General features: G+C 69.9%; 9 protein-coding genes. 6 read left to right on the top strand and 3 right to left on the bottom strand.

Annotation, left to right across the window (positions count from 1 at the left end; all coding sequences use genetic code 11):
- Positions 1-9: 9 nt before the first annotated feature.
- The gene (locus ACFVUS_RS22840; protein WP_387769493.1) at positions 10-1170 is read left to right on the top strand and encodes a zinc-binding dehydrogenase; all 1161 of its coding nucleotides are present in this window, start codon (positions 10-12) and stop codon (positions 1168-1170) included.
- Positions 1171-1279: 109 nt separating this feature from the next.
- On the opposite strand, the gene ACFVUS_RS22835 is transcribed toward ACFVUS_RS22840, so the two are convergent.
- From ACFVUS_RS22835 to ACFVUS_RS22825, 3 genes are all read right to left on the bottom strand, one after another.
- Positions 1280-3058, bottom strand: coding sequence for a dynamin family protein (locus ACFVUS_RS22835; RefSeq protein ID WP_387770147.1), 1779 nt, complete (start codon positions 3056-3058; stop codon positions 1280-1282).
- 196 nt (positions 3059-3254) lie between these two features.
- A complete protein-coding gene (locus tag ACFVUS_RS22830) occupies positions 3255-5078 on the bottom strand; it encodes a dynamin family protein (RefSeq protein WP_387770144.1) in 1824 nt (607 codons plus the stop codon).
- A 157-nt stretch (positions 5079-5235) separates the two neighbouring features.
- Entirely contained in the window at positions 5236-7287 is a 2052-nt protein-coding gene (locus ACFVUS_RS22825; RefSeq protein ID WP_387769490.1) for an IniB N-terminal domain-containing protein, read from the bottom strand.
- A 318-nt stretch (positions 7288-7605) separates the two neighbouring features.
- Here ACFVUS_RS22825 and ACFVUS_RS22820 point away from each other — a divergent pair, with 318 nt between their 5' ends.
- From ACFVUS_RS22820 to ACFVUS_RS22800, 5 genes are all read left to right on the top strand, one after another.
- The gene (locus ACFVUS_RS22820; RefSeq protein ID WP_387769487.1) at positions 7606-9375 is read left to right on the top strand and encodes an Hsp70 family protein; all 1770 of its coding nucleotides are present in this window, start codon (positions 7606-7608) and stop codon (positions 9373-9375) included.
- A 23-nt stretch (positions 9376-9398) separates the two neighbouring features.
- Complete coding sequence (locus ACFVUS_RS22815) at positions 9399-12305, top strand: LuxR C-terminal-related transcriptional regulator (protein ID WP_387769484.1); 2907 nt, start codon at positions 9399-9401, stop codon at positions 12303-12305.
- Between the two features lie 45 nt (positions 12306-12350).
- Positions 12351-13481, top strand: a complete 1131-nt coding sequence (locus ACFVUS_RS22810; RefSeq protein ID WP_387769481.1) for a hypothetical protein — start codon at positions 12351-12353, stop codon at positions 13479-13481.
- Positions 13482-13585: 104 nt separating this feature from the next.
- On the top strand, positions 13586-14944 hold the full coding sequence (locus tag ACFVUS_RS22805) for a S1 family peptidase (protein ID WP_387769478.1): 1359 nt from the start codon (positions 13586-13588) through the stop codon (positions 14942-14944).
- Between the two features lie 200 nt (positions 14945-15144).
- On the top strand, positions 15145-16482 hold the full coding sequence (locus ACFVUS_RS22800) for a S1 family peptidase (protein ID WP_387769475.1): 1338 nt from the start codon (positions 15145-15147) through the stop codon (positions 16480-16482).
- The last annotated feature ends 51 nt before the right edge of the window (positions 16483-16533 follow it).

Here is a 16533-nt window from a genome sequence, read left to right as displayed (position 1 = left end):
GAGTGCACCATGCGGGCGGTCACGGTAACCAAGGGCGAATTCCGAGTCGAGGAGCTGCCGGAACCCATTCCGGGACCGGGACAGCTGGTGATCGATGTACTGCGCTGCGGTATCTGCGGATCCGATCTGCACGCGCGCACGCACTGCGACGAACTCGCGGATATGGCGGCGGCCACCGGATATCAGCACTTCATGCGCTCGGATCAGAAGGTGGTGCTCGGGCACGAATTCTCCGGCGAGGTGGTCGATTACGGGGCGGGCACCCGGCGGCGCTGGAAGCCGGGGACGCCGGTGGTGGCGCTGCCGATCCTGCGCGGCGGGCGGGTACCGCATCTGACCGGACTGTCGGCGTCCGCACCGGGCGGGTACGCGGAGCAGACGGTGGTGCAGGAATCGATGACCTTCGCCATCCCCAACGGTTTGTCCGCGGAGCACGCCGCACTGACCGAACCCATGGCGGTGGGTTGGCACGCGGTGCGCAAGGGTCGCGTCGGCAAGGGGCAGACGGCGTTCGTAATCGGTTGCGGGCCCATCGGTTTGGCCGTCATCACCATGCTGAAGGCATCCGGGGTGCGACTGGTGATCGCCAGCGACTTCTCGCCGCGACGCCGCGAACTCGCCGCGGCCTGCGGCGCGGATGTGGTGGTGGATCCCGGCGTGGATTCGCCGTGGACGGCCTCACCGAAGAAGGCGCGCATCACCGGGGCGTCCGACATCCTGAACCTCGGCTTCGACGCCATGGAAAAGCTGCGCCGCATCCCGAATATCCCCTGGTGGTACGTGTTTCGTGCCGCGCACAGCTTCAATCAGGGCCCGGCCGGACCGGTCATCTTCGAATGTGTCGGCGTCCCGGGCATTCTCGATCAACTGCTGACGGCGGCCCCGCCCATGTCCCGCATCGTGGTGGTCGGCGTCTGTATGGAATCGGACCGCATCCACCCCGCCACCGCCATCAACAAGGAGATCGAACTCCGCTTCGTACTCGGCTACGACCCGGGCGAATTCCGCGACACCCTGCACATGATCGCCGACGGCAAGGTCGACCCGACACCGCTGATCACCGGCACCGTCGGCCTGGACGGCGTGGACGCCGCCTACACCACCCTCGCCTCCCCCGACCACCACGCCAAAATCCTCATCGACCCGCGCAGCGCCAGCACAACCCCGTGATTCGACGCTCCCCCCGTCATTCCGGCGCGCTCTTGGCCGGAATCCACCCTCGCAGAGGGAGACCCCGGCCGGACGCGCCAGGCTGACGACGTGCGGCAATACCGCGTTATCAGTTGCGGGGCAGGGTGATTCGAGCGAAGGGGGTGGTCGGGGGCTCACGCAGGATGTCCAGCAGGCCCTCGGCGCTGCGGGCGGCGGTCAGGCAGGCGTTCGCCATGAATTGATCGGCCAGCGGGTGGCGCGAGCGGGTGCGCCACTTCTGGACGGCGGCCAGCGCCAGCTCGCGCTGGGTGGCGACCTCGGTGTGCGCGGGCACGCCGAGACGGCGGTGCGTGGCCACCCCCGCACCACCGATCAGCCGATGCAGTTCGGCGAGATCGGCCGGGGAGAACGGGAGTTCCTCGGCGCGCAGGTGACCGAGCAAACGCAGCTCGGTGAATCCATGCACATCCGCTAACAGGGTCCGCACGCGCGGCAGCAGCGCATCGGCCTCGGTTCCGGGATTGGCGACCAGAATGCGTGCGAGGGCGGTGAGCGCGGAGTGCGCCTTCAATTCCTCGGCGCGCTGGGCGAATTGCACGTCCAGCACGGTGCGGAGTTCGTCGAGTCCACTGCGGCGGGTGAGTTCGGCAGCGAGCGTTGCCGAGTCGCGCACGCCCAGTCGAATCAGCGTGACCGCCAGGCGGATTCCGAACAGGCCGAAGCGGGCCGTCAGATGGGCGCGCAACTCGGGCGGCAACGGCAACGGCAGATCCGGGCGCGCGAACCGATCCGCGGACAGCAGGGCGGCGGCGAGCGTATCGGTCGGCACCCCGGCGAGCGCCTCGAAGGCCTGGTACTCGCGCTGCCGCAGGGTGGCCGCCGCGAACGCCAGCAGTCCCGCCACCGGAATCACCGACTGGCACAACCCCGTTCGCTCCAACTCGGTGGCGAATCGCGACGCCACATCCCGCGCCGAATTCAGCGCGTCGATGCGTCCCGCGCCGATCTCATCCGCCCGCGAGACGACCCCGATCACCCCGAGCGGACTACTGTTCCCGCTCGCGCCGGAATACCCTGCCCCCGAACCGGTCTCGTGCGCACCCGAATACCCGGACCCCGAACCGGATCCGTGTGCGTCCGAAGCAGCGCCGATCCGCTCGAGGAATTCCACATCCGAGTTGTCCAGTCGGCGCAGCAGATACACCACCGCGTCCGCATTGGGCAGCTCCACGCTGTTCCCGCCGGGCGCGAGCAGATGCGAGGTCCGCGCCGACACATCCCGCGACAGCGACGAGATGCCCGGCGTATCGATAATCGTGGTCTGCGCCAATTCCTCCGACGGCCACTCCACCGCGAGATGCTCGACCTCCCGGCCTGCGCCCGGATTCGGCCGATGCTCGACATCACCGCTCACGCCCGGGGTCGTGTAGTGCTCGACATCGCGGCCCACACCCGGGTTCGGGTGGTGCCCGGACTCCCGTGGCCAGCCCGGATTCGCGCGAAAGTCGACCGCACGGGACAGGCTCGAATTTGTGTGGTGCCCAGCCTCACCGGATCGACCCGGGTTCGAGGCGTGCTCGGCGGCACGGGACGGACCCGGATTCCAGCGCAGCGCCGACAGGTCGAACGTCAGGCCGTGCGCGCCGGGCAGGCCCTCCGCGCCGCGCCCGCGCCGCACCACCACGTCGGCTCGCGCGCCGTCGGTCGCGTGGGCGGTCACGCGGGGAGAGGGGCCGTTGCGGTACCAGGTGACCAGGCGAGTGCATTCGGTGGCGTCGGTGGGAGCGATGTCCTGTCCGACCAGGGCGTTCAGCAGTGTCGATTTGCCTGCTTTGAGCTGGCCCGCCAGGGCGACCCGCAGCGGTTCATCGAGTCGCCGCACGCACTCCTCGAGCTGGGCGCGCACCCGCCCGTGCTGCACGAAGGCGCGCCGCGCGGCGGCCAGCAGCCCGCGGGTCTCGGCACCGACCCCGTATCCGGCCGTGCCCACCTCGTATCTCACCGGCTCGTGTTCTCGAACCACTTCGCACCTCCACGCATCGCCAGCCTTTCGGCGGAACCGGGCTCGGCGTTAGCACCGAGTCCGGGTACACGAATTGTGGTCAGGAACCCTGGGGAAGTGCTGTGGGGGTGGGTGCCGGGTCGAGGATCAGGTTCGCGCGGCCGCGGAGATCGGCGAGGATGTGCAGGCGGCGTTCCAGCAGGGTGATGCGATCGGTGCGGCGGGTGGATTCGAGCGTGGCGGCTTCCTGGGCGGCGCGCAGGGATTCATCCAGCGAACGCAGTGTGCGATCGGCGATATCGGTGAAGTGATCGCGCAGCAGGCGGTGGATGCGATGCAGGCGATCCTTGGTCTCCTTGCCGGTGTGGAAGGCGATGTCATCGAGGTAGCGGCGCACCGCCACCTTCGCGTCGGCACGGCGTTTGGCCAGGCGGGCCTGCTTGTCATCGCGGAAAGCCTTGCCACCCAGCAGCACTCCCGCGCCGAGCGAGAGCGGGTTGATGAGCGCGAGTCCGGCCATGGTGCCCACCATGCCCGCCATGATCACGCCGCCGTAGGAGCCGCGCACACCCACCAGGAGTTTGTGGCCGAGGCCCAGATCGGGTTCCAGATCCGACAGCGTGCAGGATCCGGCGCGAGAGGCGTTGCCGTCCAAGGTTTCCCGCACGTCGGGCAGATCCACCGCGCCGAGTTCGGTGAAATGCGCGCCGACCTTTTCCGCGAGTTTCACCGCGCGGGTGCGGGTCCACAGCAGATTGTCGCCGACCGCGGTGCCGACGGTGCCGGTCAGCCACTCCTCCATGCGTTCCCAGTGGCGGCCGGGATCGTTGTCGTCGATCCACTCCTCGGCGGTGCGGGAGATATCCCGCAGTCGATCGCGCAGATCGTGATCGACATCGCCGACCAGATCGGTGATGCCGTCGGACAGCGTCAACTGCCAGACCGAGGTGCGTTTGTGCAATTGCTCGGTGGCCGTTCTGGCGGAACGTAATTCGCGGACCGCGGCAGCACCGCGCTCCGGGTCGCGCAGGGCCACCAGTTCACTGCCCAGCGCCAGCGCCAAATGCTCTGCGGCGGAGCCGATATCGGTGGCGATGGTCTGGCGCAACGCGGCCTGGTCCCGGGCTACGACATGATCACGCAGGAACCCGAAGACCGCGCCGAAGCCGGACTCCTGTCCGAGTTGGGCGTCCTGCAACCGCAGGGCGTGCGTGCGCAATACCGAGGAGACCGCGAGCATGGGAACCTCGAGGCCCGCCCGCCGCAGATGTTCCGCATTGGCCTCGAACACCTGTCGCCAGTGCGGGTACAGGTCGATCTTGCCGACCAATACCGCTACGGCCGGGCACAATTCGCGCACCTGGCGCAGGAATTCGACTTCGGGATCGGTCAATTCGGTGGAGGCGTCGGTGATCATCAGCACCGCGTCCGCGGTCGGGGCGGCCCCCAGCGCCGCCCCGCTGCCGCCGTGCACGCCCATGCCCGGGGTGTCGACGACCACGATCCCATCGGCCAGTAGCTGATTGGGCGCTTCGATCTCCACCCGCAGCACCGTCCGCCCCTCGGCGTATTGCGATCGCGTCACCCCCGCCCCGATGGCCTCGATCGGCACCGGGACCCGGGTCGTCTCGCCGTCGGCGGTGGTCACCACCAGCGCGGCATTCGCCTCGGCGGCATGGGCGAGCGTGGTGGTGACCATGGTGGTCGCGTCATCGCCGACGGCGCAGATCTCCAGGTTGATCAGGGCGTTGACGAACTGGCTCTTGCCCTGATTCCCCAACCCGCACACCACGATCCGCCGCCGCGGATCCCGCACCCGCCCCGCGACGCGCTCCAGCCGCTCGGCCAGATCCCCCCGCTCGGCCTCCCGGGCCACCGAGATCGTGTCTCCCAGCATCGCCAACAGCGGCTGCACCGCCACCATCCCAGCCACCGCAGTCCTCGGTTTCTCGATCTACGCGCCTCACGAAAGACGCGGTCCGCCAACATATTGCCGTCCGCCCGGGGCATGGCCGGTTACCCGCCGCCCGCCGGAACGAGGGACCGGTGCGCCGCCGACAGCGGATCGCACCGGCCACCGGTCACGAATGCAGCATGTCCCCGATGATGTCCCCCATCGGATGCGTCCCCAGCTCCATCCCCGCATTCACCCCGCCATCCCCGTACAGCCCGGCATCCACACCCCCGGCATGCACGCCCTCCCCGAACGCCTGCGAAACATCCACCCCCGCCCAAGGATTGCCACCACCCCCGATCCCCACATCCCCCGCCCCATGCACCCCGGCATCCAGCCCACTCCCCACCTGAGCACCGAGATCTCCAACGGTCCCCACACCGCTGGAGAATCCCGCGCCCACACCATTGGTCACCCCCGCCGCGAGGTCACCCCCGCCATGCACACCGGCACCTACGGCGGAGTCGACGCCACTGCTCAACCCGGCCCCCAACTGCGCCCCACCACCGGTAGCCCCATTCAGTGCCCCGGAAAGCCCTGTCTCCAAACCACTTCCGAGCTGTGCACCGGCATTCAACCCGCCATCCACAGCACCATTGAGCCCGGTCTCGAGTCCCGCACCCGCGCCGACAGCGTTATGCACAGCCCCTGACAGATCGCCACCGAGGTTCGTGCCCGCCTGCGCACTGGCACCGATCGCGGAGTCCAACCCGCCGGAAAGTCCTGCGCCGAGCCCACTTCCGAGCTGCCCGCCCAGGTCCGCCGCACCGTTCAGTCCGGTCTCCAACCCCGCGCCCGCGCCGACGGCGTTGTGCACAGCGCCCGACAGGTCGGTGCCGAGGTTCGCGCCCGCCTGTGCGCCCGCACCGATCGCGGTATCGACGCCGCTGGAAAGGCCTGTGCCGAGCTGACTTCCGAGCTGTGCGCCGAGATTCGCACCGCCGCCGACCGCGCCGTTCAAGCCGGTCTCCAGGCCCGCGCCCAGTTGGGCACCGGCATTTGCCGCCGCGCCGAGGTCGGTCGACAGGCCCGCGCCGAGGTCGCCGCCGACCTGTGCACCCACGTTGGTGGCCGCGCCGATTGCGGAGTTGATGCCGCCGGAAAGGCCTGCGCCCAGGTCGGTTCCGAGCTGGGCGCCGCCGCCGACCGCGCCGTTCAGGCCGGTCTCCAGGCCCGCGCCCAGTTGGGCACCAGCATTTGCCGCCGCGCCGAGGTCGGTCGACAGGCCCGCGCCGAGGTCGCCGCCGACCTGTGCACCCACGTTGGTGGCCGCGCCGATCGCGGAGTTGATGCCGCCGGAAAGGCCTGCGCCCAGGTCGGTTCCGAGCTGTGCGCCGCCGCCGACCGCGCCGTTCAGGCCGGTTTCCAGGCCCGCGCCCAGCTGTGCGCCCGCGCCGAGGGCGCTGGTGATGGCGGCGTCGACGCCGGTGGTGAGGCCGGTTTCGAGGTTCGCGCCCGCGCCGATCGCGCCGTTGACGGCTCCGTTGAGGGCCGCGCCCGCCTGGGTGGCGGCGGAGACGGCGGATTGGATGCCGAGTTCGAGGTTCGCGCCGGTGCCGATCGCGCCGTTCAGGGCGCCGGAGAGGTCGGCGGCGGCTTGGGTGCCGATGACGCCGGAGAGGTTGGCTTCCAGGCCGGTGGCGGCCGAGGCCGCCGAGGAGAGGGCGCCGCCGATGCCTGCCGAGAGGCCGGTGCCGAGGTTGGCGGCGGCGTCGACGGCCGCGTCGATGCCGGTGGAGAGGCCCAGTTCCAGGCCCGATCCGGCCTCGCCGGTGAGGCAGATATCGGTGGCGGCGACGGTGCCGAGATTCACGGCGGTGCCGGTGGCGGCCGAACCGTTCACACCCGCGGCGCCATTCACACCGGCACCTGTATTCACTGTGGCCCCACCGTTCAATACGGTCGAACCGTTCAGAGCGGACGAACCATTCAGCCCGCCCGCACCGGTTCCGCCGGCCTCGCCGCCGCAGCCCGCGGCGATGATGGCGGACAGCTGCGAACCTCCGGCTACCAGCGCGGATTCGGCGACCATGGGTGCGACGGCGGTGATGTCCTCGGGGGTGACGTTTTCCAGTCCGGCGTTGGCGAGGGCCTGGGCCGGGTTGGCGCAATAACCGACGGCGGCTTCGTGATCCCGCAGCAGGTTGAGGATGAACTCGAGAATTGCGTTGGGGCTCATGGCGAATCGTCTCCTGGGTGCGGCGGGCCCGGTTGGCCCGCCCTGCTCGACTTGCCTTTCACGCTAGGAACGCCACCCGTTACGCCGAAACGGGGAGTCGCCCCCCACTTGGGCGTGTTGCCCCAATAGGGGGTTTCCGGCCATTAGGGGTATTTCCCCACACCTGGGTGGGAATCGGTAACGACGATCCCCCAGCAACCGACAGCACCCATGGGTCAACCGGCCCGGCACCACCGTTTTCGTACAAATAGGACTGAACAGCTTTCGAGCAGCACGCGATTCACCCGTCGCGTGTTTCGAATCGACAGGGGATCTCGAATGAGTCAGGGGTTGGCGCTCGGCATTACCGTCGGGTCGTCGAATACGGTCGCCGTGACGTCTTCCGGGGGACAACGCAAACTACACGTCCGGCCGAGTCGCCTCGGTGCGGAAAATGAGGTTCCGGAGAGTCTGCTGGCCCGGGTGGGGGACCCGGTGGACATTCGGATGCGAGACGGATCCGCTGTGCGCGCAGCGGATCTCGTGGCCGCGGCGGTCGGCCGAGCCGTGGACGACTCCGGCCCCGCCGCGGCCATGGTTTGCTGCTATCCGGCCTGGTGGACCCAGCACACGGTGGAGGTGCAGCGCAGCGCGCTGCAGGCCGCCGGATTGGATGGCGTGGCCCTGGTGCCCGAACCCGCCGCCGCCATGCGCTGGCTGCAGGATGTGCACGAGTCCAACCATGACGGCGCGATGATCGTGTACGACTTGGGCGCAACGGGTTTGACGGTTTCGCTGGCTCGTACCGGCGCACTGTCCGGCATGCTCGGTGAACCGGTGCGTTCGACGGCGGTGGCGGGCGCGGAATTCGATCTGCTGCTGACCCGCTATGTGCTGGCTTTCGCGGTGGGGGAAAAGGATTTCGATCCTTTCGACCCGGCCGTGGAACGAGAATTGTCCGGTTTGCGCGGTCGTTGCGGAATTGCGAAGGAAACGCTCTCCAAAAATACCGCGACCATGGTTCCGGTGCGGCTGCCCGGAATCGGAGCGATCGATGTCCGCCTGGTCCGCGATGAGGTGGAGGATCTGTTCCGCGGCCCGCTGCTGGCCTCCACCGATCTGGTCCGCGAGGCCGTGCGCCGCGCCGGACTCACCATCGGCGAGGTGGACGGCATCCTGCTCACCGGCGGCTGCGCGGCGATCCCCCTGGTCACCGAGGTGCTCTCCACCGAATTCGGCATCCCCGTCGCCGCCGCCACCGATCCGGCGCACCTGAGCGCGCACGGCGCGGCCCTGCTCGCCGCCGATCTGCTCGCCGATACCACCGCGACCGAGGCCCAGCCCGCCATCGCCGAACTGCTCACCCGCCCCGGCACCGGCCACCCGAGCGCCCCCGCGCCGCGCTCCGGCGGCACTCCGGCCCCGCGACCCCTGGACGCGCACCCGTCGCGACCCGCGCTCCGATCCGATGGCGGTCCCGCCCGCCCGGAGGGTATCGCCGCGGTGCGACCGGACCGATTCACCGACAGCGCGACACCGCTCGGCGGTTCCGGTCGCGTGAACCCGCCGTCGGATCGAGCGGATGCGGCGGACAGTGTTGCGGCCGAACGGGTTCCGCTACTACCGCCCCTTCCGGTCACCGAACCGCGCACCGGTTTCGCGCACTGGCGGCGGGTGGCGGTGATCGGTGCGGCCGCGATCGCGGTCGCGGCGCTCGCGACGGGCACGCTCGCCATGGGAACCGGTGCGCAGTCCGCGCCTTCGGAATCGACTGTGCCGCAGGCACCCCCGACATCGGCGGCCGCGCTGGAAGCGCCCGGCACGGTGGTGAATACCGGCGGACAGGCGGTTCCCGCGCTGCACCCGGGCACCACGCAGGCGCGTGCCAACACACCGGGCAGCACCGTCCCCGGCGCACCGGCGCCGACGTCCGACGCGCCCGCACCGGCCGCACCCGCACCGGCGCAGCAGAATTCGCCCGCGCCGCAGCCCGCTCCCGCTGTGCCCCAGCAGCTTCCGACGATTCCGGCGATCGCACCGCCGTCGATCTCGCTCCCGGATCCGGGCCAGCTCACCGTCCCGTCCGTGCCCAAGATCCTGCCCAACTGACGGCGGATGAGAGTTGGTACCCCGTGATAGGCAATCCCCCGGTCGCATTCGATTCCCTGCCCTGCGCGCGCGAGATCTTCCGCGAACTCGATTCCGCTGATGCCGCGCCGCGCAGCTATCTGATCCGCGGCCGTTCCGGCACCGGCAAATCCACCCTGCTGACCGCCATTCGGGCGCGACTGCGCGGCCGCGGTGTCACCGTGTCCGACAGTCCGGCCGACGCGCTGTCCGATCGCGAGGACCGGGGCCCGGTCGCGCTGGTGCTGGACGACGCACTCGGGCTGAGCCCGGCGGAGTACGAACAACTCTGCGCCGTCATCGAATCCGGCTCCCGCACGGTGGTGCTCGCCACCCGCGCGAGACCGCACGATCCCCAGCTGCGCGCACTGGCCGATCTGATCGCGCGGCGCGGCCGCGTGGTCGATCTGCGTGCCCTGGGTGTCACCGAAATCGCGCCGTTCGCACGGGAATTAGGCATGATGGTGCCGCGCGGCCTGGCACAGCACATCCACCGCCAGACCGCAGGTATCCACGGCGGCGTGGTGGCCGCCCTCACCGCGGCCTGCGCCACCCGCCTGGACGCCGGCATCAACGCCGTCGACGATGCGGTGGCGGCCTGGGCGCGCACCCGTCTCGACGATGCCGACCCCGAACTGCTGGATGCCTTCGTGGTGGCGGCCATCGGCGCGGGCCTGGACACCGGTGAACTCACCGAGGTGCTGGACCTGACCCCGGCGGCCGCACAGGATCTGGTCGATCGCGCTCGCGCCAGCGCCCTGATCACCGACGCGGATCTGCTGCTGGCCCCCGCGATCGCGCCGCTGCGCACCCTGGTCGGTGATCGCCGCCTGCTCGCGGTGCAGCGCCGCCTGTTGCAGGCCCGGCTGGACGCGGGCCTGCTCCGCGATCACACCGCCCTGCAAATGGCCGAAGCCGGTGTCCGCGATCCCCGCCTGGCCGAATTCCTCTGTGCCACAGCCGAGAAGGCGGGCGACGACGCCGTCCGCCACTACGCGGCCGCCGCGGCCGCGGGCGCGAACCCCGAGGCCATCGCGCTGCGCTGGGCCGATGCCGCCGCTCGCACCGGTGACTGCGATACCGCCCTGCGCCTGGCCGAACCCGTGCTGGCCCGCAACTCCTCCCCCGCCGATCTGGCCGCCGCCGTGCGCATCTGCGCGGGCGTCTGGACCCGCCGCGGCCTGGCCGCCCGTGCCGCCCAGCTCTACACCTGGCTCGGCCCCGACCGCGTCGGCCCGGACTGGGCCGTCGCCGCCACGGTCCTGCACCTGGCCGGTGACGCCCCCGCCGCCCGCGCCCTGTCCGCCTCCGCCGCCAACTGGCCGCCCACCGGGGCGACCGCCCGCGCCGCCCTCATCGCACACGCCCTCGCCGGTTCGACCGAATCCCCCAAACCCCCACCCGCACCGCCGCTTCCCGCCCTCCGGCCCGACCCCGCGGTGACCGCGGCCTTCGCCGCCCGCACCGGCGCGGCCACCGCATCCGGCCCGGTCGCATCCACGGCCCGGCCCAGCGGCGGCGCTCCCCGTCCGGCCGCCGACTTCCCGGTCGACGCCGACCGTCGACCGCCCATCACCCCCGATCAGCGAGATGCCCAGCACCCCGGCGACATTCCGCAGCGCATGACCGGATATCTGCCCGCCACACCGCATCCCGGCTGGTCCGATTCGAATGGATCGCGGTCGGCTGTTCCGCCGCGGGCGATCGATACCGCCGGGTTCGCGGCGTTGAGCGCGACTGCGCCGGTGCGGCGGGCCGCGGTGCGCGGGACCGAACCGGCGCGGAGTGCGGCGGTGGCCGCGGCTTCGGCGTTGATCCACGCCGCGCATTCCGGGGTGACTCCGGGTGAGAGCGATAGATTCCTGCCGTGTTCAGCGGTGTCCATCGCGGTGCTGCTGAGTTCGAGCATGGGTGAACCGCGCCGGGCGGCAGACGCTTTGCGCGGGTCGGTCCGGAGCCCGCAGGGTGCGGTACTGGCCGCGTGGGTGGCGATGCTGGGCGGGGATGAGCAGTCCGCCGCCACCGCGTTGGACGGTCTCGATATGACGCGGCTCGATCCGCGGGACCGGCTGCTCGCACACGGTGTGATCGTCGGATTGGCCAGGCGCGCCGGGGATCACGCCGCACTGACCGTGGCGTGGCGGGCCGCCCATCCGCTGTTCGATCAGGTGGGCGCGGATCTGCTGGCGCTGCTGCCGATCGGCGAATTATGGCTCGCCGGAATCAGATTGCGCGATGAGGCCCGGATCGCCACGCTGGTGGCCGCTGCCGGGGAATTGCTGCGCGGGCTTGGCGATCCACCCGCCTGGTCGAATGCGTTCCACTGGTACGGGATTCAAGCCGCCCTCGCGCACGAGAGCCCCAATGAGCTGCTGCCGCACGCACATCGGCTCAAGATCGCGGCCGAGGCGGGCGATCCGCACGCGGCCGCCCTGGCGGACGCGGGCCGCACCTGGGTGCTGGTGCTGCGCGGTCAGGTCGAGCGCGAACCGGTGCAGGCCGCCGTCGCCCGGCTGGCGGGACTGGGCCTGCGCTGGGACGCGGCGCGACTGGCGAGCGAGGCGGCCCTGGCGGCCGCCGACGCGGCCACCGCGACCGCCCTGTTGAAGCTCGCGCGCACGGTGCGCGCGCAGTCCCGGCCGCCGGAGGCGCCGGTGCGCACACCCGTTCCGACCGCCCCGGCGGCGCGCCCGGAACCGCGCACCGATACCGTCCTGAGTGAACGGGAGCGGGAGGTCGCCGAGCTTGTACTTCTGGGCTTGACCTACCGGGAAATCGGGGCTCGCCTCTATATCTCCGCGAAAACGGTGGAGCACCATGTGGCCCGGATACGGCGTCGGATCGGTGCGAGCTCGCGTTCGGAGTTATTGTCAATGCTCCGCGCCATGGGTCACGGTTCCCTCCTGGTATGACCGCGGCGCGGAGCAGACTCGGACGCACCTAGTGAGGTAACGGACATGGCCACTGGGGTGGGCCTGCGGATAGCAGACGACGAATCGGTCGTCGCTGTCGTGACCGGCGATGACGCCGCACTCCCGGTGAACTACATCGTCCGTGAGTCGGTCCTGCACATGTCCGATGACGGCGATGCGGTGCTCGGTGGCGATTCGATACCGGAGAATTCGCACGCGATCAGCGGTTTCGTGGCGGCCGTCGGCGATCCGGCGGGTATGCCGGTGGATGAGGGCGAGGCGTATCGCGCCGAGGACCTGATGGCCACCGCCGCCTTCTGCCTGATCAATCTGGCCGCCGATCAACTGAACGGCCCGGCCGAGTTCTACGCCACCCACCCCACGGGCTGGCCGGACGCGAATGTGCAGGCGCTGCGCGAGGCCCTGGATTACCTGGGCCTGAAGTCGGTGGTGCTGGTCAGCGAGCGCGATCTGCCACAGCCCGAGGGCGATACCGGAAAATCCTTCGCACACAACGCGGCTCGCGCGGCACTGGCGGCGGTGCTGGCCACCCCCGCCGGGCTGACCCCGCCGGATCCGGACGCGGGCACCCAGAACGCCGCCGATGTCACCGATATCCTCCCGGCCGTGCCGAACGCGCTGCCGCTGCTGCAGGCGTATTCGGCGGCGATGCCCGCGGCCACGTCCGTGGAACAGTCGGTCGGCCCGATCACCGCCGAGCAGCCGGTGGTCCAGCTGCCCCGCCGCAGCGCCAGTCGCGGTCCGTACATCATCGCCGCGGCCTGTGCCGTGGTCGGTTTGCTGCTCGGTGGCCTGGGGGTCGCCGCGGTGCTGCGGCAGGACGATTCCGCGCCCGGACCGCCGCGCGGCGAGGTGGCGAATCAACCGGCCGCCACGGCCGGTGCGATCCCGCCGCTGCTACCGGGACCGCCCGCATCGGAAGCGCCTCCGCCGCCTGCGGATTCGGTCGATTCGCAGACCACGAGCGCACCGCCGCCGACCACGACGCCGCCGCCGGCCACCACCCCGGAACCGACGCCGACCACCACGCGACCCACGACGCCGCCGCCGACGACCACCACGAAACCGCCGTACTACCAGTACCCGCCGGTGCCCACGTGGTCGTTCCCGACGCCGCCGGTGTTCGAGGATCCGTGGCCGCAGGTTCCGGGATGATTTCGTAACCCCCTTTTGTGATTTGTGCCCTAAAGTGGTGCGCTGACCGATGTTCCGTCAAGTAACGGGACCGTCGGTCTGCTGGTGCACTACGAAGGGACTCCATGCGCAAGTTCATGGCGCGCCGCGCCGCGGTCCGAGCAGCAACCGTCGCGTTCGCCTCGACCGTCCTAGTCGGCCCCTTGTTCGCAGCGATTCCCGCGAGTGCGGAACCTGCCGATCAGCTTGCCGCGGACAAACTTCCGGCCGAACTGGTGCAGGCCATTCAGCGCGATCTGAAGATGTCGCCCGCCGAATACCTGGACCGCGCCGCGAAGGCACAGCAATTACGTAACTACGCAAGGGATTTCCGCGCCGAGCGCCCGGACGATTTCGCCGGCGCCTGGATGGGGACCGACGGTAAGCCGGTGCTCGCGGTGACCTCCCTCGATGCCGCCCAGATCGTCGCGGCCGACGGCTACCAGACCCGGCTGGCTCCGATCAGCGCCGACAATCTGGAAGGTTCGGTGGATCAGCTGAACGGCTGGATCACCAGCCTGCCGCGCGAGATCTCCGGCGCCATCAATTCGGTCGCGATCGATTTCCTGAACAGCCAGCTGGTGCTCAGCGTGGCCAACACCCCGGCCGGGCATCTGCTGAATCTGCCCACCCTGATCGCGAATATCAAGGTGGTGCTCTCGCCGGACAGCGGTGGCCCGGTGGAACGCCGGCCGATGGGTGGCGACACCTATATCAGCGCGCCCACCTCGCTCAATGATTCGTCATTGCAGAGCGTCGATGTCTGCTCGTTCGGATTCAACAGTGTCGATGCCGCCGGTAACGCGCTGAACATCAGTGCCGGGCACTGCAATCCGAATATCGGCAAGTCGAATCAGGCGGCCGATGTCTATCTGCCCAATATTCGCAATCTGACCGCCTCCCCACCGCTGGGGAGTTTCGTGCGCTCGCAACTCGGCGGCGGCAATGCGCTGGACTACTCGGTAATCAAGCTGAATGACACCGCGGTGCGCGCGGGCATGGATCAGCCCTCGGTGCGCGGCGCCAACGGCACCACGCTCACCATCACCGGCACCGCCGATCCGATCACCGGCGCGCCGATCTGCAAGTCGGGTCAGTCATCCACGTTCACCTGCGGTTTCGTGGTTGCCGACCGGGTGGAGACGCAGCTGTTCACCTCCGAGGGCCAGTCCAAGACGGTCCGCGGTTTCGCCAGCAGCGCCTGCACCCTGGGCGGTGACAGCGGCGGCGCGATCGTGTCCGGCACGCTCGCGCTCGGCATCACCAGCGGGTCGAATGCGGCCGACGCGCCGAATTGCAACGAGGCCAATACCCAGCTCGCGCAGTACGGTGGAACCGCGACACTCGGCATTCCGGTCCGCGCCATCCTGGCGGATATCGACGCGAATTCCGGTGGCGCACTGGGCAGTGGCATTCAGGTGCGCACCCGCCCGAAGACGAACTGAAGCTGAACACTCGACGAACTCGGACCGGGCCGCGACACGCAGCTGTTCGACGGCCCGGCGAGTCTCGAGAGCGAGTGGCCCGGACAGGGCGTTAGCGCGCATGCGAAGTCGCGAACCCGCCGGAGTGAAACACCCGAGAATTCCGCACAACCACGCGGCAATAAGTAGGCATAACGGTCCCGACACCATATAGTCGGCTCATGCTCCTGCCACGTATGCGCAATTCCTCGCCGCCCGTGAGCCGCAGGCCACGGTCCCTTGTCCGTTCAGCAGCGATCGCGGCCAGTGCGCTGCTGATCGCCGGACCGGTGGCGGTAAGCGCACACGCGGAACCCGCGACTCCCGATCTGCCCGCGGAACTGGTCGCCGCCATCACCCGCGACCTCAAGATCTCCCCGCAGGACTACCTGAACCGGGCCACCCTCGCCCAGCAGGTGGCCGCCTTCTCCACCACCGCGCAGCGCCAGTTCCCGCAGGTTTTCGCGGGTTCCTGGCTGGACGAGGCCGGGAAGGCCGTCGTCGCACTGGCCGACGGCCCGGGTATCGACGCCGCCCGCAAGGCCGCCGCCGACGCCGGATTCACCGTCAAGGACGTCGCCAAGAGCGAATCCACCCTGCGCGGTGAGAAGAACGCCTTCCAGAAGTGGCTCGAGGGCCAGCCCGACGCGGTCTCCAAGGCCGTGCGCGGCGTGGCGGTCGACACCATGAACAACAGCATCGCGGTGCGGGTGGATCAGCCCGGCCTGGCGCTGCCCAGCTTCGTCGACCCGGCGCGCGTCATCGTGATGGCGGTGCCGCCGACCGGTGGCGAGGACGCCAACCTGCCGCAGGCGAGCGCCATCGCCGGTAACGGCAACGGCCCGCTGGCCGCCGGTGAGGCCTACGCCTCGGTGGCCGGTCGCATGTCGCTGCGCTGCTCGCTCGGCTTCAACGGCCTGGATCGCAACGACAATGTCGTGAATATCTCTGCCGGACACTGCAACCCGAACATTCCGGCCACCGGCGGGGCGAACTCGCCGGGCGTGTTCGAGATGGTCGGCAGCGATCACATCGGCACCCAGCTCGGCAGCTTCCAGAAGTCGGTGCTCGGCGCACAGGACTACTCGATCATCTCGGTCGCCGACGGTGCGCGGGATCGCCTGTCCAACAACCTGGTTCGGGTGCCGAACGCGGCGCCGGTGGCCATCACCGGTGTGGCCGTGCCGGTCGTCGGCGCGCCGGTCTGCAAGTCGGGTTCGCGCACCGGCTTCAGCTGCGGTGTGGTGAACGCGGTGGATCAGACCGTGCAGGTCGGCGATCACCAGCTCACCCAGAGCTTCTCCGCCAATATCTGCGCCCTGCCCGGCGACAGCGGCGGCCCGATCGTGACCGGCACCCTGGCCCTGGGCATCTCCAGCGCCTCCTCGGTCGCCGACTACCCGATCTGCGAGATCCCCAACCTGATCGGCCTGATCACCGGCAACGCCCCCCAGCTGTTCGCCCAGCCGATCAGCACGGTCCTGTCGGACAACCCGGGACTGCGCGTCCGCACCAACTGAGCATGAGCAACTGAAAGGGCCGGTAGCCATTGGGCTACCGGCCCTTTCGCA

The organism is Nocardia sp. NPDC058058, assembly GCF_042885355.1.
In the GTDB taxonomy this organism is placed as follows: Bacteria; Actinomycetota; Actinomycetes; order Mycobacteriales; family Mycobacteriaceae; genus Nocardia.
This window is presented reverse-complemented; position numbering and strand designations above follow the sequence as displayed.